The organism is Devosia equisanguinis (assembly GCF_900631955.1).
Lineage (GTDB): Bacteria > Pseudomonadota > Alphaproteobacteria > Rhizobiales > Devosiaceae > Devosia > Devosia equisanguinis.
Genome location: NZ_UZWD01000004.1, coordinates 291569 through 309362 on the forward strand (window position 1 = coordinate 291569; position 17794 = coordinate 309362).

Here is a 17794-nt window from a genome sequence, read left to right on the forward strand (position 1 = left end):
CCTCGGGGATGACCCGAGGGCTTTTGATTTCTGTTCTAGGCGCTGCCGATAAGAATGCCGGCAGCGAAGACCAGTGAACCGCCCAGCACCACCTGCAGCACCGCCCGCCAGAACGGGGTCTGCATGAAGCGCTGCTGGATGAAGGCGATGGCCCAGAGCTCGATCAGCACGACGATCACCGCCACCGTGGTGGCAATGGTGAAATCCCGAATGAGATAGGGCAGGGCATGGCCCAGTCCGCCCACGGCAGTCATGATCCCGGCGGCGAAGCCCCGCTTGATCGGCGAGCCGCGCCCGGTCAGCTTGCCATCGTCGGAAGCCGCCTCGGTAAAGCCCATGGAAATGCCCGCGCCGATGGCAGCCGCAAGGCCCACGAGAAAAGTCTGGTGCGTGTCGCCGGTCGCAAAGGCGGCGGCAAAGACCGGCGCCAGCGTCGACACCGAGCCGTCCATCAATCCGGCAAGGCCCGGCTGCACATAGGTCAAAACGAACTGGCGGTGCGCCTCGCCCTTTTCGGTCTCCCGCCCGGCCTCACCCAACACCGCCTCATCGATCTGGTCCGCGCGCGCCGCATGGCCCTTCTCGGCCATCGCCAGATCGCCCAGGAGCTTGCGAATGCCGGCATCGGTGACCTGCTTGGCTGCCTCGAGATAGAAGCGCCAGGCGCCTTCCTCCATCTCCCACACCTGCTGGCGCGCCTGTTCGAGCGTCAGGGTCTTTTGCAGCCATAATGGCTTGCGGGCGAGAAAACCGCGCACGTGTTCGCGCCGGATCGGCACCAGCCTTGTGCCGAAACGCGCCACATAGAGATCGAGCAGGCGCCGGCGATGCTCGTCCTCTTCGGCGGCCATGCCCTCGAACAAGGCGGCCGAACCGGGATAAGTCTCGCCCAGCCGGGCGGCATATTCCGAGTAAATGCGCCCATCCTCTTCTTCAGCCGCAATGGCCAGCGACAGGATCTCGCGTTCAGACAGGGTGGCGAAGTCACGACGGTTGTCGGTCCAGAAGGAAAGCATAGGCGGCTCACAAGATTAGAATGGTTCTAAAAAATAGTTAGAACCATTCTAATCTAAGCGCAAGCCCCAGCTGAAACTGATCAGGTCGCCTCCAGCCGCAGGGCGGCAAGCAGTTCCTGCTCCAGCGCGATGCGCCGCCGGCGGCTGTCAAAAAATCCGCGCAGCATATAGCCCAGTGCCTCGGCGGAAACGGGCTGCCGCCGCTGAGCCGCTGCACTCAGCAGCTCCTGCAATTCCTCGGCATGATCGATGTCGAGCTGGCTTTCACGCCGCAGGCGCGCCAGCATGGCATTGAGGTCGAGCAGATGCAGGCCGCCATTGGCTTCCATGGCGGGTTCCAGTTGCTCGCGATAGCTCTTGGCGCTGGCCGCCATCACCGTTTCGAGGCCCTTGGCGGCGTCGATGCACAGCGCCGCATCGACCTCGTCCGGCAGGGCGTCGGCAATCTCTTCGAGCACACGGCAGAGTTCGAGCTCAGCCGCATGGTTCTGGTCAACGGCGCCGAGGCGCGTCCTGGCCAATTTGTCCAGCATAGGAAGTCTCCACCCGCGGCCAGAGGCCGGCATGGTGCAGATTTAGACGCGTTTGGCGAAGCTGGCCTTGACCTAAGTCAAGACCGAGCGGCTGTGCCTACCAGTGAAACTCCGGACCGTTTGCTCGGGCGCCCATCAGGAACACATCGCTCATCAGCCGCAGCGGGGCGGCATCGACATCACTTTGATGCGCATTGAGCAGGCTGGCGAACCGCTCGTAAATACCGGCATATTCGCGGTCACCATGCTCTAGCACCAGTTCGCCATTGATGCTCAGCTTGCGCCCACCATGCTCGAGCTTGATCTCGTTGCCCTTGTTGGTCTCGAAGCGAATGGTCCAGATTTCTCCGCTTTCTTCCAGCCAGTTGAAGCCGCAGCTCAAATCGGGCTTGTGCGCCTCGGCAGACTTGAAGCGGATATCGACATCCACGGGGGTCTGCTTGTTGGCCGGGAAGGTGAGCGCAGCGCTCTCGACGAAGACCGGGAACGGCATCACCTTGGTGAAGATGGAAAAGGCATTGATCCCCGGATCGCAGACACCGAACCCACCCGGCTCCCACACCCAGTCCTGGCCCGGATGCCATTTGCGCACGCTCTCGCGCCAGTCGATACGGGCCGACTTGACCCCTTCCTCGGCAAGGATCGACTTGGTCCGGTCAACGGCCGCGTTGTACTGACTGTGCCAGGTCTGGAACAGCACCCGACCACGCTTCGCCGCCTCGGCGATCAGGTCGTCCAGTTCCGAAATTGTCGTCGTGGGCGGCTTTTCCATCATCACATCCTTGCCTGCGGCTAGCGCTTCGCGGACATAGGCATGGCGCACGCCCGGTGGGGTGCAGATGGAGACGAGACCGATCTCGGGCATGGCGGCATAGAGCGCGCCCGGCGTCTTGAACACCGGCACGCCTCCATGGCCGACGCCGCGCGTCGAGACGGTCGCAGCCAGCTCGAAATCATCAGACGCATTGATCACCGGCAAATGCTGATCCTGGGCAATCTTGCCCACCCCGATTACCGCGATTTTGCGCTTGGCCATGCCGGAACTCCCACGTTTGAGGCGGTGCTATAGAGCAGGTCTTGCCCCACTCTGCCAAGGCCTCAAACGGGGATAAGTATGATTTTTATGCGGCTGCGCCGTCGGCTGCTGGCTGCCACAGCTCGATCTGGTTGCCCTCGGGGTCATGGATGCGTGCGAAGCGGCCGGTTTCGGCGCTGTCCCATTCCTCCGGCCTGGTCTCGACAGCGATGCCGGCAGAGCGCAGCTGCGCCATCATGGCGTCGAGATCATCGACACGGAAATTGATCATCCATTGCTTGTCAGCGGGAAAATAGTCGGTGTCTTGCTTGAACGGCGCGAAGACCGTCAGTCCCGCCTCCTGGGTAAAAAGCTCGCTCACGCCCAGATGCGTCTCGTACCAGTCAGCCAGTGCCGCCTTGTCCCGCGCCCGAAAGAAAAAGCCGCCAATCCCCGTCACCGTCGCCATGCTGGCCTCCCGTTGAGGACCGCACTATGACACGATCTGGGCGGGAGCATCTGACAATTCAGCGGATGAGGATCGCCCGGAAGTCGTTGACATTGGTGCCGGTCGGGCCGCTCATCAACAGATCGCCAATCGCCTCGAACGCGCCATAGGCATCGTTGTCGGCCAGCGCGGCCAGCGGGTCGATTCCTGCCTCACGCAGCCGCTGCGCCGAGGTGCCATCGACATAGGCACCAGCATTGTCCTCCGACCCGTCGATGCCGTCTGTGTCCCCGGCCAGTGCCGTGACCCCTTCGACGCCGTCCAGAGCGATGGCCAGCGCCAGCAGGAACTCGCCATTGCGCCCACCGCGCCCGCTTCCGCGCAACGTCACCGTCGTCTCCCCGCCCGATAGCAGCACCACCGGCCTGGGGAAGGGGCGATTGCGCTGGACGATTTCGCGGGCGATTGCGGCATGCACCTGCGCCACGTCGCGCGCTTCGCCCTCGATTGCGTCGGACAAAATAGCCGCCTCGACCCCATGGGCGCGCGCCATCGCCGCCGCTGCTTCCAGCGACAGCGCCGCCGAGGCAATGGTGGCGACCCTATTGCGGGAAAAGACCGGGTCGGTGGCCTCGGGCGGCAAATTCTCGTCGCTGGCCAGGAGCCGCGCAGCAGCCTCGGGCAGCTCAAGCCGGTAGAGCGCGGCAAGGCGGCGAGCCTCAGCGCGCCCACCGCGGAGTGGCAGGGTCGGGCCGGACGCGACCAATGCCGGATCGTCGCCGGGCACATCGGACACCACCAGCGTTACCACCCGCGCCGGCGCCGCCAATGCCGCCAGTCGCCCGCCCTTGATGGTCGAAAACTGGTTGCGAATAAGGTTCATCACCCCGATCGGGGCACCGGAGGCGAGCAGTGCCCGATTGACCGCCTGCTCGTCCTCCAGCGTCAGGCCACGGGCGGGTGCCGGCAGCAGTGACGACCCTCCGCCCGAGATCAGCGCCACCACCAGATCGTCTTCAGTGAGCCCGCTCACCAGCGCCTTGAGCCGTTCAGCCGCTGCCAACCCGGCGGCATCAGGCACGGGATGAGCGGCTTCGACCACCTCGATCCGCTGGCAAGCCTCGCCATAGCCATAGCGGGTGACGATCAGGCCTTCGATCGCGCCCGGCCAGGCCCGTTCGAAGGCCCGCGCCATCTGTGCCGAGGCCTTGCCGGCGCCGATGACGATGGTACGGCCAATCGGGGGCTCGGGCAGGTGCCGCTCGACCGCCAGCGCCGGCTGCGCCTTGGCGACGGCCTCAACAAACAGCTTGTGCAGCAGCGCGCGATCCATCATCCGTCTTGCCCTCGGGGAGATTGCGGCGACCCTTTTGGCCACCCCACCTGCATTTGTCCAGCCATTGCGGCTTGTCAAACCCTCGTCACATAAGTCCACTAGCGGCAAGCCAAGGAGTGCCCATGACGCAGAGATTCGCCATCTACTACGCCCCTGATACGACCAGCGGGCTCTGGGACCGGGCGAGCGCCTGGCTGGGCCGCGATTCGGCCAGTGGCGAATTCTTCGAGGGTGCCGTCGCCGGCATCGAGCGCACGCGGTTGCTCAATCTCACCCAGTCGGCCAGCCGTTATGGCTTCCACGCCACCATCAAGCCGCCCATGGCCTTGGCCGATGGGGAAACCGCCGAAGGCCTGCGCACAGCGCTCGCCGATTTCGCCGCTCGACAGTCTGCGTTCTCCATTGGCCGCCTACGTCTCGCCTCACTACATGGTTTTCTGGCGCTGGTGCCCGAAACCGAAAACGAGACCCTGCAGGATTTTGCCGCCGACGTCGTGGAAACATTCGACCCTTTCCGCGCGCCGCTTTCAGACCGGGACAAGGCTGCCCGTCGCGCCGCTGGCCTCAGCCCGCGCCAGAAGGAATTGCTCGAAGCCTATGGCTACCCCTATGTCTTCGACCAATTCCGCTTCCACATGACCCTCACCGACCGGCTCGCCGAGGATGATCACCACGATCTGTCTGCCGCAGCCAATACCTGGTTTGGCCCGCTTCTCGGCGATGCCGTCACCATTGACCGTCTGGTCCTCTACCATGAGCCCGATAGTGGGCGCCCCTTCCGCCGTCTCGACGATTTCCGCCTCGGAGCCTGATTACAAGTGTCGCAAACCATCCTCACCAACGCCCGCATCGTGCTCGCCGACGAGATCGTTGAGGGGAGCCTCGTGATCGACAAGGGGCAGATCAGCGCCATCGACTTCGGCGTGTCCCGCACCGGCGAGGATATGGGTGGGGACTATGTCATTCCCGGACTCGTGGAACTGCACACCGACCATCTCGAGAACCACTACCGCCCGCGCCCGGGCGTGTTCTGGGACCCGCTGGCGGCCCTGCATGCTCATGATGCACAAGTGGCCGGCTCCGGCATCACCACGGTCTTCGACGCGGTGCGTATCGGTTCGGACAATGATCTGCCCGACATGCTCGACCATGCCAAAAAGCTCGTTGACGCCATCCGCGCCGGCGTCGCGGGCGGCTGGACCCGTGCGGAGCATTTCATCCATCTGCGCTGCGAATTGCCCAGCCACGACGTCGTCGCCCATTTCGACGCGCTGGCCAACCATCCCTCGACCCGCCTGGCCTCGGTCATGGACCACACGCCCGGCCAGCGCCAGTTCCGCTCGCTCGAAGACTACAAGCGCTTCTATGCCAAGCAGATGGGCCGCTCCGACGCGGAATTGCAGGCCTATCTCAACGCCCGCCAGGCCGAGCACGACCAGTATTCGAACGCCAATCGCAAGGCCATTGTTGCCCGCGCCCACGAGCTTGGTCTGGCCCTCGCCAGCCATGACGACGCCACCCTCGCTCATGTCGAGGAAGCGGCCGAGGACGGCGTTGCCATTGCCGAATTTCCCACCACGCTCGAAGCGGCCTCGGCCGCCCACGATGCGGGACTCGCCATTCTCATGGGCGCCCCCAATGTGGTGCGTGGGCGCTCGCATTCTGGCAATATCTCGGCCACCGACCTCGTCGCTGCCGGCCTTCTCGATATTCTGAGCTCCGACTACGTCCCCTTTGCGCTACTGCAAGCCGTCTTCCTCATGCCAAAGCGTGTCGAGGGCCTTGACCTGCCGCAGGCCTTGGCTACCGTGACGTCTAATCCGGCGCGCGCCGCCGGCCTGACCGACCGGGGCGAGATCGCCCTGGGCAAGCGGGCCGATCTGGTGCGGGTCTCGGAGCAGGGGCCGCTGCCCGTGGTGCGCGGCGTGTGGCGGGAAGGGCAGCGGGTCAGTTGAGCGAAAGACCGCCGGGGGTTCTGGTTCTGATTGTCGGCCCTTCTGGGGTCGGTAAGGATACGCTGATCACGGGTGCCCGCCATGCGCTCGATGGCGACAAGCGCTTCAGTTTCGTCCGGCGCCTGGTTACCCGGCCGACCGATGTCGACCTTGAGGATCATATCAGCATCGACCCCGTGGAATTTGCCCTCGGCAAGGCCTCGGGTCGTTTCGCGCTGTGCTGGGATGCCCATGGCCTCAATTATGCCCTGCCCATGTCAGTCGACACCGACCTGACCCTGGGCCGGGTGGTAATCGCCAATATTTCCCGCCACGTCATTCCGGCCGCCATCGCGCGCTATCCCATGTGCCGTGTGGTGCAGATTTCGGCCGAGATATCGCTGCGCGCCGAACGCTTGGCGCGACGTGGGCGCGAAAACCGCGACCAGATTGCCGCCCGCCTCGCCCGCGAAGGCGCCGCAATGCCCGCCGATGTCAGCCCCATTGTCATCGACAATTCCAGCTCCGTCGCTATCGGGGTCACCGCTCTGGTTATGGCCCTGCGCGCCATCGCCCAGGATTGAACCCTTTTGTCGGCCGCGCGTTGGTCATCTCGACCAGCGTCAAACCAGCGTCAGGAGTTTTTATGTCCCGTAACGGTCTTTATGCAGTGATCGCGATCCTGTTGATCGCCATCGTCGGCTTCGGCATTTACAGCTACCAGCAGCAGCAGGCCCGCCCGGGCGTTGAGATCCGTGTCGATGAGCAGGGGGTCTCGATCGATGGAAACGGTTAATCCCAATGACCCCGCCCGCCTCGACATCATTCGCCAGGCACTGAGCGAGGAAATTGATCGCCAGGCGCAGGCGGGTGCGTCCCGGATCGACGTCATGGCCTTGGCCGAAGCCGTTGAAACCACCCTGAGTGCGCCGGTGACTGTCTCTGAAGGCAAGCGGCCGTCTGAACTCAACGCCACCAATGACGACTGATTTGGGTTTGGGGGCGTGGGCATAGCGCCAGGCATGGGACCAAATGGAAACGGGCGGGGTTTGCACCCCGCCCGCTGGTGTTTTAGGTCCCCTGTCGGGGTTTTTGGCAGCGCTTACTTCAGGCCGTCGGTGACAACAGTGGTATAGGCGCCTTCAGGGTTGGCCTTGATGATGCTCTGGTCCAGCAGGGCCTTCACAGTGCGGTCATAGGTGGCCATGTCGAGTGCAGCATCGTCGGCATCGACGAGCTTGGAGACCTCGCCCACCATATAGCGCTGGTGCGCCAGTTCGGCGGCGCCGGTATCGTCGGCCTCGACCACGATTTCTGCGGCTTCATCGGGGTTTTCGAGCGCATAGGCCCAGCCCTTCATCGAGGCGCGTACGAAACGGGTATAGGCATCGACCTTGGCCGGGTCCTTGAGGCTGTCTTCCATCACATAGAGACCGTCTTCGAGCAGGTCATTGCCCATTTCGGTATAGTTGAAGATGGTCAGATTATCCGGGCCATAGCCTGCATCGAGCGCCTGGCCATATTCGTTATAGGTCATCACCGAGATACAGTCCGCCTGGCCCTGGATCATCGGCTGGATGTCGAAGCTCTGCTGCAGCACGGTGACGCCACCTTCCGAGCCATCGGTCTTGAGGCCCAGCTTGTTCATCCAGGCAAAGAACGGATATTCATTGCCGAAGAACCAGACGCCCAGCGTGTGGCCCGGGAAATCGGCCTCCGACTTGATGCCGGTTTCGGTCGGGCAGATCATCATCAGACCCGAGCGCTTGAAGGGCTGGGCGATATTGACCAGCGGCACGCCGCTTTCGCGGGCCGCCATGCCAGCCGCCATCCAGGTGACGATGATGTCGGCGCCACCGCCGGCGATCACCTGTTCGGGGGCGATATTGGGGCCGCCCGGAAGGATGGTGATGTCGAGGTCTTCCTCATCGTAAAAGCCCTTGGCTTCGGCGACGAGATAGCCGGCGAACTGCGCCTGGGTCACCCATTTGAGCTGCAGCGTCAGCGCATCGGCAGCCAGTGCGCTGGCAGCGCCGCTGAGGAGCAACGTGCCGGCCATCAACCCTGTGATCAGTTTCTTCATTGTCGTTCCCTTTTCCCTTTACGCCCGTCCACCACGGACAGACGGATGCCAGAAGGTGACGCCCCTCTCGATGAGGGCGATCACCCCGTAGAAGGCGGACCCCGCGACCGCCGCAACAGCGATCTCCGCCCAGACCAGGTCGATGGCGAGACGCCCCACCCCGGTCGATATCCGGAAGCCCATTCCCACAACGGGCGTCCCGAAGAATTCCGCTACGATTGCGCCGATCAAGGCCAGAGTCGAGTTGATCTTGAGGGCGTTGAAGATAAACGGCGCGGCAGCGGGCAGGCGCAGCTTGAACAACGTCTGCCAATAGGAAGCGGCATAGGTGCGCATCAGGTCGCGCTCCATCACCGAGGCGGCATTGAGCCCGGCCACGGTGTTCACCAGCATGGGGAAGAAGGTCATGGCCACGACGACGGCCGCCTTGGACTGCCAGTCGAAGCCAAACCACATCACCATGATGGGGGCGATGCCGATGATCGGCAGTGCCGACATGAAATTGCCGATCGGCATGATCCCGGCCTTGAGGAAGGGCGAGCGGTCTACGAGAATCGCCACAACGAGGCCCGCCAGACACCCAATGGCATAGCCAGGCAGCACCGACTTGATGAAAGTCTGGACGAAATCGGCCCACAAAATGCCGGTTTCCGCGGCCAGCCGCGCCCCGATGGCTGATGGCGGCGGCAACAGCACGGCCGGCACATTGGCGCCGCGCGTCACCACTTCCCACATCACCAGCAAGGCAAGTCCGAAGGTGATTGGGATGATGAGACCCATACCAGTCTCGGGCAGCTTGCCCTCGCGAATTTGAGCTGAAAGCCGCTCGACGAACAGCCAGGCAAAGCCCCAGGCCGATATCAGGGCCAGCCAGTAATGCACCGGCATGGTGCCAGCGGGCAGCGAGGCGATGAGCGCCCAGGCCCCCAGCGCCGCCATGCAACCATCGAGCCAGAACCGCCAAGGCAACACGAAGCGCAGAAGCGACAGGGCCGCGAAGGTGAAAAACACTTGAAGCAGCGGTGCACTGCCCAGCGTCGGCAGGGTGGCAAGCACGCCGAAAACGCCGCAGCCACCAGCGACCAATGCCAGATAGAGTTGTAGGGAAGTGAGTTTGTGCCTCATGCCCGCACCCCCATCCGAGCATTCACATAGCGCTCGGCACTGCCGACAATGGCCACCAGCACCGCCGCCAGCCCGGCCGCAATGAACAGTGCCGCCCAGATCTGGATGGTCTGGCCATTATAGGAGCCGGTGAGAAGGCGCACGCCGAGCCCGCCGCCAGAGGCATTGGAAAGCTCGGCCACCACCGCCCCGATCAGCGAAATGGCAATGCCCACCTTCATCGAGGCGAAGAGAAACGGCATGGCTGCCGGCCAGCGCAGCTTCCAGAAGGTTTGCCAGCCATTGGCATCATAGGTGCGCATCAGATCGAGCTGGATGCTTTCGGGCGAGCGCAGGCCCTTGACCATGCCGACAACGACCGGGAAAAAGCTGAGATACATCGAGATCAGCGATTTCGGCACTAGCCCGGTCAGCCCCACCGCGCCCAAGCCAACCACCACCATAGGCGCCACGGCAAGAATGGGAATGGTCTGGCTGGCAATGATCCAGGGCATAAGCGAGCGGTCCGAGGCATCGTTGTGGATGATGGCTACCGCCAACAATACGCCCAGCGCCGTGCCCAGCGCGAAGCCGAGCAGCGTCGCCGACAGCGTGATCCAGCCATGATAGGCCAGTGAGCGCTTGGAATTGATGTCGAGCGCCACCGTGGCATTCCAGATTTCGGAAACCACCTGGTGTGGCGCCGGAAGCACCGGCTTGTCCTGCGACCAGGTCTGCTGCGCAAAGTCAGAGAAGGGGACGTTTTCGAGGCCAGCTCGGGCGTTGAGCGTATTCTGCCAGGGCGCATTCATGTGGATCGCCATGGCATACCAGAAGAGGATAATGGCAGCGAGAACGGTGAGAACGGGGATGATGCGGGTCATGGGTTGAACACCCCCACCCAACCTCCCCCTAGAGAAGGGGGAGGGGTGCATCGAGTATGCCTCGATACCTTCCCGAGAACCGGCAGGCTCCTCCCCCGCCTTCCGGGGGAGGCTGGGTGGGGGCCTTCATGACGAAGTCTCGCCCCCATCACACATGCTCCTCATCATAGCTGTGCCCAGCCCTGAGGCCGTCGCGCACCCGTGCGGCAATTTCGAGAAATTCCGGCGTCTCGCGAATGTCCAGCGGGCGCTCGCGCGGCAAGCTGCTCTCGATGACATCGGTCACCCGGCCAGGGCGCGGCGACATCACCACGATCTTTGTCGAAAGATAGACTGCCTCGGGAATGGAATGTGTCACAAAGCAGATGGTTTTTTGTGTGCGTCCCCAGAGTTTCAGCAATTCGGAATTGAGATGGTCGCGCACGATCTCGTCCAGCGCCCCGAACGGCTCGTCCATTAGCAGCAGGTCGGCGTCGAAGGAGAGGGCGCGGGCAATCGAGGCACGCTGTTGCATGCCGCCCGACAATTGCCAGGGATATTTCTTCTCGAAACCGGCGAGGTTCACCAGGTCCATGGTGCGCTTGACGCGCTCGGCCTGCTGGGCCGCCGAATAGCCCATGATCTCAAGCGGCAGCGCCACGTTCTTCTCAATCGTCCGCCATGGATAGAGCGCGGCGGCCTGGAACACATAGCCATAGGCGCGCGCCTTGCGCGCCTCCTCGGCAGTCATGCCGTTGATGCTGAGCGTGCCAGAGGTCGGCTTTTCCAGATCCGCGATGGTGCGCAGGAAGGTGGTCTTGCCGCAGCCCGAAGGGCCGATGAAGGAAACGAAATCGCCTTTGTTGATGGTGAGATTGACGTCGCTCAGCGCCACCACATCGCCGTCGCCGGCCGGAAAGGTGAGGCCAAGATGTTCGGCGCGGACGACGGGGACGGCCGTCCCTGCCGAGCCTCCCGCTGCAAAATTGGACGACGTTTCGGACAAAAGTTCGACCCCTCTAACTCTTCTGCGGCCAGAAGAGACCGCTGCAAATGCGATCTTTCCCGGTGGACGCGCCAGCGGCGCCCTTTGCATCTTTCAGTGCAAGACCCATGCCGTTCTCCGGAAATGCGGGGGAGATTTCCCTTTTTCTCCCGCGCCCTTCGGCCTGTGCCTTGTTTTTCATCAGCCTGCCGACAACTAGACCCCAGTTGCCGGAATGCCGCTGCGTTCCACCTTGCGCGGCGCCACGATCTCTTTCCACTGGCTGAGGGCCCTGTTCACAGGGTTCTTCGCTTCGCGCGCCACGAACTTGCCATGGCCCGGCTCGGCCTTGATCTCGTTCTCGACGATGGACACCTTGCCGCGGCTCAGTACGTAACGGGGCAGGCCCGTCACCTCGAAGCCTTCGAATACATTGTAGTCGATCACCGATTGCTGGCTCTTGGCGCTGATGGTCTTCTTGCGCTTGGGGTCCCAGACGATGAGGTCGGCATCGGCGCCCACCAGCACCGCACCCTTCTTAGGATACATGTTGAGGATCTTGGCGATATTGGTCGAAGTCACGGCCACGAACTCGTTGGGCGTGAGACGGCCGGTATTGACGCCCGCGGTCCAGAGCACCGGCAATCGGTCTTCGAGCCCGCCCGTGCCGTTCGGAATCTTGGCAAAATTGCCGATACCGTTACGCTTCTGCGCGCTGGTAAAGGCGCAATGGTCGGTGGCGACGCAGGACAGCGAGCCGGACTGCAACCCGGCCCAGAGCGAGTCCTGATGCTGCTTGTTGCGGAAGGGTGGCGACATCACCCGGCGCGCCGCATGGTCCCAGTCGGGATTGAAATATTCGCTCTCGTCCAGCGTCAGATGCTGGATCAGCGGCTCGCCATAAACCCGCATGCCCTTGGCGCGGGCGCGGCGGATGGCTTCATGCGCCTGCTCGCAGGAGGTGTGCACGACATAAAGCGGTACGCCCGCCATATCGGCGATCATGATGGCGCGATTGGTGGCCTCGCCCTCGACCTCGGGCGGGCGCGAATAGGCGTGGCCTTCCGGCCCATTATTGCCTTCGGCGAGGAGCTTGGCGGTCATGGCCGCGACCACATCGCCATTCTCGGCATGGACGAGCGGCAAGGCGCCAAGCGCGGCGCAGCGCTGGAATGACGCGAACATCTCGTCGTCATTGACCATCAGGCTGCCCTTATAGGCCATGAAATGCTTGAAGCTGGTGATCCCCCGATCCACCACCTCAGCCATTTCGTTGAACACCTGCTCGCCCCACCAGGTGATCGCCATGTGGAAGGAGTAGTCGGACGAAGCCTTGCCGGTCTTGTTGTCCCACATTTTCAGCGCTTCGAGCAGGCTCTGGTCCGGATTGGGCAGGCAGAAATCCACCACCATGGTGGTGCCGCCCGCCAGTCCGGCCCGCGTGCCGCTCTCGAAGTCGTCGGCCGAATAAGTGCCCATGAACGGCATTTCGAGATGGGTATGTGGATCGATCCCACCCGGCATGATGTAGCAGCCCGTGGCGTCCAGCACCTCGTCGCCGGACAGATCCTGCCCGATCTCGACGATCACATCGCCCTCGATCTTGACGTCAGCCTTGTACGACAGATCGGCCGTGACAACGGTGCCGTTCTTGATGACTTTGCTCATTGTACGTTCCCTGTATTAGAGGCCCCCTCATCCGTCTCGCCCTGCGGGCGAGCCACCTTCGCCCCGAGAGGGAGAAGACCGGATCGTGCCTGATGGAGAAATTTGGCGCCGTCAGCTGCACGGGCGCCTCTTATTCCTCTCCCACTTGGGGAGAGGGTGGCCGGAGCGAAGCGGAGGTCGGGTGAGGGGGAGCCCTCGATCGCTTCCATGATCAGCTCGCAGACCGTTTCGCGATGGCTAAGAACCTCATGATTCCAGAAGCGCGACACGGAATAGCCGTCAGCATTGAGGAGCGCAGTTCGCTTCTCGTCCGCGACATTCTCAGCATGCTGATTGCCGTCGAGTTCGACAATCAAGGCGGCCTCCCTGCAGGCGAAGTCCACTATGTAGGGACCGATTGGCATCTGCCGCACGAATTTCAACCCTTTCAGCCCGCGATTGCGGAGCACATACCAAAGCCGATTTTCGGCGATGGAGGCATTGCGACGCAATTGACGGGGGCGTGTCGTCACGGAGACGCTCCCTCGCCGCAACACCGGTTCCGTTCTTCTCCCTTTCGTGGAAAAGGTGGCGCGCAGCCCCGTGAGAAAGGCATGCATCTCACTCCACGATCTCCGCTGTCTCCAGCACCGCGTGGAACAGCACATCCGCGCCCGCCGCGGCCCAGTCCTTGGAGATTTCCTCGGCTTCGTTGTGGCTGAGGCCGCCGACGCAGGGACACATGATCATCACCGACGGCGCAATTTTGTTGGTCCAGCAGGCGTCATGGCCGGCCCCTGAGATGATGTCCATATGGCTGTAGCCGAGCTTTTCGGCAGCAGAGCGGACCCGGGCAACGAGGGTGGGGTCGAAGGTGACCGGGTCAAAATGGCCCACTGCCTCGACAGCGCAGCCCACGCCCATTTCGGCGCAGATCTCGGCTGCGCGCTTTTCGATTTCGGCACGCATGCGGTCGAGCTTGGTCTGGTCGGGCGTGCGCAGATCGACGGTGAATACCACCGTCCCCGGCAAGACGTTGCGCGAATTGGGTGAGAACCTGACCTGTCCGGTGCCCGCCACCGCGCCGGGCTGTTCGGACATGGCGATGGTCTGCACCGCTTCGAAAATGCGCGCCATGGCGAGCCCGGCATTGACCCGCATGGCCATCGGCGTCGAGCCGGTATGGGCCTCCTTGCCGGTCAGCGTGAATTCGAGCCACCACAAGCCCTGACCGTGGGTGACCACGCCGATCTGCTTGTTCTCGGCTTCGAGAATGGGGCCCTGTTCGATGTGATATTCGAGATAGGCATGCATCTTTCGCGCGCCCACTTCTTCATCGCCCAGCCAGCCGATACGCTTGAGTTCCTCGCCATAGCTCAGACCCTCCTGGTCTTTGCGGCCATAGGCGTAGTCGAGGCTATGCACCCCGGCGAAGACGCCGGAGGCCAGCATGGCCGGGGCAAAGCGCGCCCCTTCTTCATTGGCCCAATTGGTGACGACGATGGGGTGCTTGGTCTTGATGTTGAGATCGTTGAGCGAGCGCACCACTTCAAGCCCCGCCAAGACGCCTAGAACGCCGTCATATTTGCCGCCGGTCGGTTGGGTATCGAGATGGCTGCCGACATAAACCGGCAGCGCGTCGGGATCAGTGCCGGGGCGGGTCATGAACATGGTGCCCATCTTGTCGACGCCCATGGTCAGTCCCGCCGCTTCGCACCAGGCCTGGAACAGCTCGCGCCCCTGCTTGTCTGCATCGGTCAGCGTCTGGCGATTATTGCCCCCGGCAATGCCGGGCCCAACCTGGGCCATCTCCATCAGGCTCTCCCAGAGCCGATCGCCATTGATCCGAAGGTTCTCGCCGGGAGAAGTCATGTTGTGTGCTCGTGAGGTAAGTCAAAACAAAGAGCCCCGCCATCGCAGAGGCGCGAATGGCGGGGCCGGGAGGATGAAAGAGAGAGCGGGCAGAGCCCGCTCCCGAAGGAGTGAGGCAATGGTGTCAGCGATGCATGTTCGACGCTGACCATATTGCCTACTTTACGCTCGGGAAGCTGAATTCGGCGCCGCCCTTGATCCCGGCGGGCCAGCGCGTGGTGACAGTCTTGAGCCGCGTATAGAAGTGAATGCCTTCGGGCCCATAAATCGAGTGATCGCCGAACAGCGAACGCTTCCAGCCGCCGAAGCTGTGATAGGCCACCGGCACCGGGATCGGCACGTTGATGCCAACCATGCCCACTTCGATCTTGTCGGCAAATTCGCGGGCGGCGTCGCCGTCGCGGGTGAAAATGGCGGTGCCATTGGCATATTCATGCCCATGGATCAAATCGACCGCGTCCTGGAAGCTGTCGCGGCGCACCACCGACAGCACCGGTCCGAAAATCTCTTCCTTGTAGATTTTCATCTCCGGCTCGACATTGTCGAACAGCGTGCCGCCGACATAATAGCCGTTCTCATAGCCCTGAAGCTTGAAACCACGGCCATCGACGACGAGCTTTGCACCCTGCTCGACCCCGGAATCGATATATCCAACAATCTTGTCGCGATGCATCTTGGTCACGACCGGACCCATTTCGGCATCCTTGTCGGTGGCCGGGCCGATCTTGAGGCTTTCGACGCGTGGCTTGAGTTTTGCGACAAGCGCGTCGGCTGTGTCCTTGCCCACCGGCACGGCCACCGAGATCGCCATGCAGCGCTCGCCGGCCGAACCATAACCCGCGCCCATCAGCGCGTCGGCTGCCTGGTCGAGATCGGCATCCGGCATGATGATCATGTGGTTCTTGGCGCCGCCCAACGCCTGTACCCGCTTACCGGCCTTGGTGCCGCGCTGGTAGACATATTCGGCAATCGGGGTCGAGCCGACAAAGCTGACGGCCTTGATGTCGGGGTGGTCGAGAATGCCGTCGACCATCTCTTTGTCGCCGTGGACGACATTGAGAATACCCTCGGGCAGGCCGGCTTCCATGAACAGGTTCCAGGCCAGCATCGGCGCGCTGGGATCGCGTTCGGAGGGCTTCAAAATGAAGGCGTTGCCACAGGCGATGGCGGCCGGATACATCCACATCGGCACCATGGCCGGGAAGTTGAACGGGGTGATCCCGGCCACGACGCCCAGCGGCTGGCGATCGGAATAGGAATCGATGCTCGGCCCGACATTGCGCGAGAACTCGCCCTTGAGCAGATGCGGGATGCCGCAGGCAAAATCGACGCAGTCGATGCCACGGGCCACTTCGCCCAGCGCGTCGTCATGCACCTTGCCATGTTCCTTGGAAATCTCGCGGGCGAGATCGTCGGCATATTGATCGAGCAATGCCTTGAACTTGAACATGACGCGAGCGCGCTTCATGGGCGTGGTATTGCCCCAGGCGATTTGCGCCTTCTTGGCGTTTTCGACGGCCGCGTTCAGCTCATCCAGGGTCGAGAGCGGCAATTCCGCGCTCTGCTCGCCAGTGGCCGGGTTGAACACCGGCACCCGGCGGGTCGAGGACGACACATAGCGCTTGCCGGCAACGGCGTTTTCGATGATCTGCATCAGTCAATGCTCCTCAGGGCCTTGCGCACCGCGTCGATCAGTTCGCCGATCTGGCTCTCCGAAATGATCAAGGGCGGGGAGAGGGCGATGATGTCGCCGGTGGTGCGGATCAGATAGCCCTGCTCGAAGGCGTTGAGGAAAGCCGAAAAGGCGCGCTTGGTCGGCTGTCCGGCAATGGGCTCGAGCTCGATGGCACCGACAAGGCCGATATTGCGGATGTCGATGACATGCGGTTCGCCCTTGAGCGAATGCAGCGCATCTTCCCACACCTTGGCAAGCTCGGCGCCGCGCGTCAGCAGACCCTCTTCCTTATAGGTTTCAAGCGTAGCGAGGCCTGCCGCCGAGGCAATCGGGTTCCCCGAATAGGTATAGCCGTGGAAAAACTCGATGAGATGCTCCGGCCCGGTCATGAACGCGTCGTGGATCTCGGCCGAGACCAGCACCGCGCCCATGGGAATGACGCCATTGGTCAGACCCTTGGCCGTGACCATGATATCGGGAACGACATCGAAATAGTCGGCGCCGAACGGCGTTCCGAGGCGGCCATATCCGGTGATCACCTCGTCAAAGATCAGCAGGATACCGTGCTTCTTGGTGATTTCACGCAGGCGCTTGAGGTATCCCGGCGGCGGGATCAAGACGCCGGTGGAGCCTGCTACCGGCTCGACGATGACCGCGGCGATTGTAGAGGCATCATGCAGGGTGACAATGCGCTCGAGTTCGTCCGCCAGTTCCACACCATTGGCCGGCTCGCCACGTGAGAAGGCGTTCTTTGAGAGGTTATGGGTATGCGGCAGGTGGTCGACCCCGGTCAGCAGCGTACCGAACATCTTGCGGTTGGAGACGATGCCACCCACCGAGATGCCGCCGAAATTGACGCCGTGATAGCCGCGCTCGCGCCCGATCAGGCGGAAGCGGCTGCCATCGCCCTTGGCGCGGTGATAGGCCAGAGCCACCTTGAGGGCGGTTTCCACGGATTCAGAGCCGGAATTGGTGAACAGCACATGGTCGAGCCCGTCGGGGGCAATATCAACGATGCGGTTGGCGAGCTCGAACGCCTTGGGGTGGCCCATCTGGAAAGCGGGTGCGTAGTCGAGCTCTGCGGCCTGCTTGCCGATGGCTTCCACGATCTTGGGCCGCGCGTGACCGGCATTGACGCACCAGAGGCCCGCCGTGCCATCGAGCACCTGGCGGCCGTCGGAGGTGGTGTAATGCATGTCCTTGGCGGCCACGAACATGCGCGGGGATTTTTTGAACTGCCGGTTCGCCGTAAACGGCATCCAGAACGCGCTCAGATCGTTTGG

General features: G+C 62.8%; 19 protein-coding genes. 5 read left to right on the forward strand and 14 right to left on the reverse strand.

The window, feature by feature from the left end:
* Nucleotides 1-35: 35 nt before the first annotated feature.
* The 5 genes from mbfA to DEVEQU_RS01505 form a co-directional block, all read right to left on the reverse strand.
* Entirely contained in the window at nt 36-1016 is a 981-nt protein-coding gene (mbfA, locus tag DEVEQU_RS01485; RefSeq protein ID WP_126148783.1) for an iron exporter MbfA, read from the reverse strand.
* An 80-nt stretch (nt 1017-1096) separates the two neighbouring features.
* Nucleotides 1097-1549, reverse strand: a complete 453-nt coding sequence (locus tag DEVEQU_RS01490; protein ID WP_126148784.1) for a hemerythrin domain-containing protein — start codon at nt 1547-1549, stop codon at nt 1097-1099.
* 97 nt (nt 1550-1646) lie between these two features.
* Nucleotides 1647-2585: a Gfo/Idh/MocA family protein gene (locus DEVEQU_RS01495; protein WP_126148785.1), complete on the reverse strand. Its 939-nt coding sequence runs from the start codon at nt 2583-2585 to the stop codon at nt 1647-1649.
* A gap of 85 nt (nt 2586-2670) precedes the next feature.
* Nucleotides 2671-3033, reverse strand: a complete 363-nt coding sequence (locus DEVEQU_RS01500; protein ID WP_126148786.1) for a VOC family protein — start codon at nt 3031-3033, stop codon at nt 2671-2673.
* A gap of 58 nt (nt 3034-3091) precedes the next feature.
* Nucleotides 3092-4348: a glycerate kinase type-2 family protein gene (locus DEVEQU_RS01505; protein WP_126148787.1), complete on the reverse strand. Its 1257-nt coding sequence runs from the start codon at nt 4346-4348 to the stop codon at nt 3092-3094.
* Between the two features lie 122 nt (nt 4349-4470).
* Here DEVEQU_RS01505 and DEVEQU_RS01510 point away from each other — a divergent pair, with 122 nt between their 5' ends.
* The 5 genes from DEVEQU_RS01510 to DEVEQU_RS01525 all read left to right on the forward strand — a co-directional run bounded on the left by DEVEQU_RS01510 (nt 4471) and on the right by DEVEQU_RS01525 (nt 7271).
* Complete coding sequence (locus DEVEQU_RS01510) at nt 4471-5160, forward strand: DUF1045 domain-containing protein (RefSeq protein ID WP_126148788.1); 690 nt, start codon at nt 4471-4473, stop codon at nt 5158-5160.
* Between the two features lie 6 nt (nt 5161-5166).
* Nucleotides 5167-6303, forward strand: a complete 1137-nt coding sequence (locus DEVEQU_RS01515) for an alpha-D-ribose 1-methylphosphonate 5-triphosphate diphosphatase (RefSeq protein ID WP_126148789.1) — start codon at nt 5167-5169, stop codon at nt 6301-6303.
* On the forward strand, nt 6300-6866 hold the full coding sequence (gene phnN / locus DEVEQU_RS01520) for a phosphonate metabolism protein/1,5-bisphosphokinase (PRPP-forming) PhnN (protein WP_164550194.1): 567 nt from the start codon (nt 6300-6302) through the stop codon (nt 6864-6866). The genes DEVEQU_RS01515 and phnN overlap by 4 nt, the downstream gene beginning before the upstream one ends.
* 62 nt (nt 6867-6928) lie before the next feature.
* The gene (locus tag DEVEQU_RS19805; RefSeq protein WP_164550195.1) at nt 6929-7078 is read left to right on the forward strand and encodes a hypothetical protein; all 150 of its coding nucleotides are present in this window, start codon (nt 6929-6931) and stop codon (nt 7076-7078) included.
* Nucleotides 7065-7271 (forward strand): hypothetical protein, encoded by a 207-nt coding sequence (locus tag DEVEQU_RS01525; protein WP_126148791.1) that lies wholly within the window; start codon nt 7065-7067, stop codon nt 7269-7271. Before DEVEQU_RS19805 ends, DEVEQU_RS01525 begins: the two co-directional genes overlap by 14 nt.
* Nucleotides 7272-7384: 113 nt before the next feature.
* On the opposite strand, the gene DEVEQU_RS01530 is transcribed toward DEVEQU_RS01525, so the two are convergent.
* The 9 genes from DEVEQU_RS01530 to DEVEQU_RS01570 all read right to left on the reverse strand — a co-directional run bounded on the left by DEVEQU_RS01530 (nt 7385) and on the right by DEVEQU_RS01570 (nt 17770).
* A complete protein-coding gene (locus DEVEQU_RS01530; protein WP_126148792.1) occupies nt 7385-8365 on the reverse strand; it encodes an ABC transporter substrate-binding protein in 981 nt (326 codons plus the stop codon).
* An 18-nt stretch (nt 8366-8383) separates the two neighbouring features.
* Nucleotides 8384-9490, reverse strand: coding sequence for an ABC transporter permease (locus tag DEVEQU_RS01535; RefSeq protein WP_126148793.1), 1107 nt, complete (start codon nt 9488-9490; stop codon nt 8384-8386).
* Entirely contained in the window at nt 9487-10353 is an 867-nt protein-coding gene (locus DEVEQU_RS01540) for an ABC transporter permease (protein ID WP_126148794.1), read from the reverse strand. The genes DEVEQU_RS01535 and DEVEQU_RS01540 overlap by 4 nt, the downstream gene beginning before the upstream one ends.
* A gap of 148 nt (nt 10354-10501) precedes the next feature.
* Nucleotides 10502-11338: an ABC transporter ATP-binding protein gene (locus tag DEVEQU_RS01545; RefSeq protein ID WP_223214065.1), complete on the reverse strand. Its 837-nt coding sequence runs from the start codon at nt 11336-11338 to the stop codon at nt 10502-10504.
* A 195-nt stretch (nt 11339-11533) separates the two neighbouring features.
* Complete coding sequence (hydA, locus tag DEVEQU_RS01550; RefSeq protein WP_126148796.1) at nt 11534-12985, reverse strand: dihydropyrimidinase; 1452 nt, start codon at nt 12983-12985, stop codon at nt 11534-11536.
* Nucleotides 12982-13497: an endonuclease domain-containing protein gene (locus DEVEQU_RS01555; RefSeq protein WP_223214066.1), complete on the reverse strand. Its 516-nt coding sequence runs from the start codon at nt 13495-13497 to the stop codon at nt 12982-12984. Before DEVEQU_RS01555 ends, hydA begins: the two co-directional genes overlap by 4 nt.
* Before the next feature lie 88 nt (nt 13498-13585).
* A complete protein-coding gene (locus DEVEQU_RS01560; protein ID WP_126148798.1) occupies nt 13586-14836 on the reverse strand; it encodes a Zn-dependent hydrolase in 1251 nt (416 codons plus the stop codon).
* Nucleotides 14837-14993: 157 nt separating this feature from the next.
* A complete protein-coding gene (locus DEVEQU_RS01565; protein WP_126148799.1) occupies nt 14994-16490 on the reverse strand; it encodes a CoA-acylating methylmalonate-semialdehyde dehydrogenase in 1497 nt (498 codons plus the stop codon).
* Nucleotides 16490-17770 carry an aspartate aminotransferase family protein gene (locus DEVEQU_RS01570; protein ID WP_126148917.1) on the reverse strand — a complete coding sequence of 427 codons (1281 nt, stop codon included), beginning with the start codon at nt 17768-17770 and terminating at the stop codon, nt 16490-16492. Before DEVEQU_RS01570 ends, DEVEQU_RS01565 begins: the two co-directional genes overlap by 1 nt.
* Nucleotides 17771-17794 lie beyond the last annotated feature (24 nt).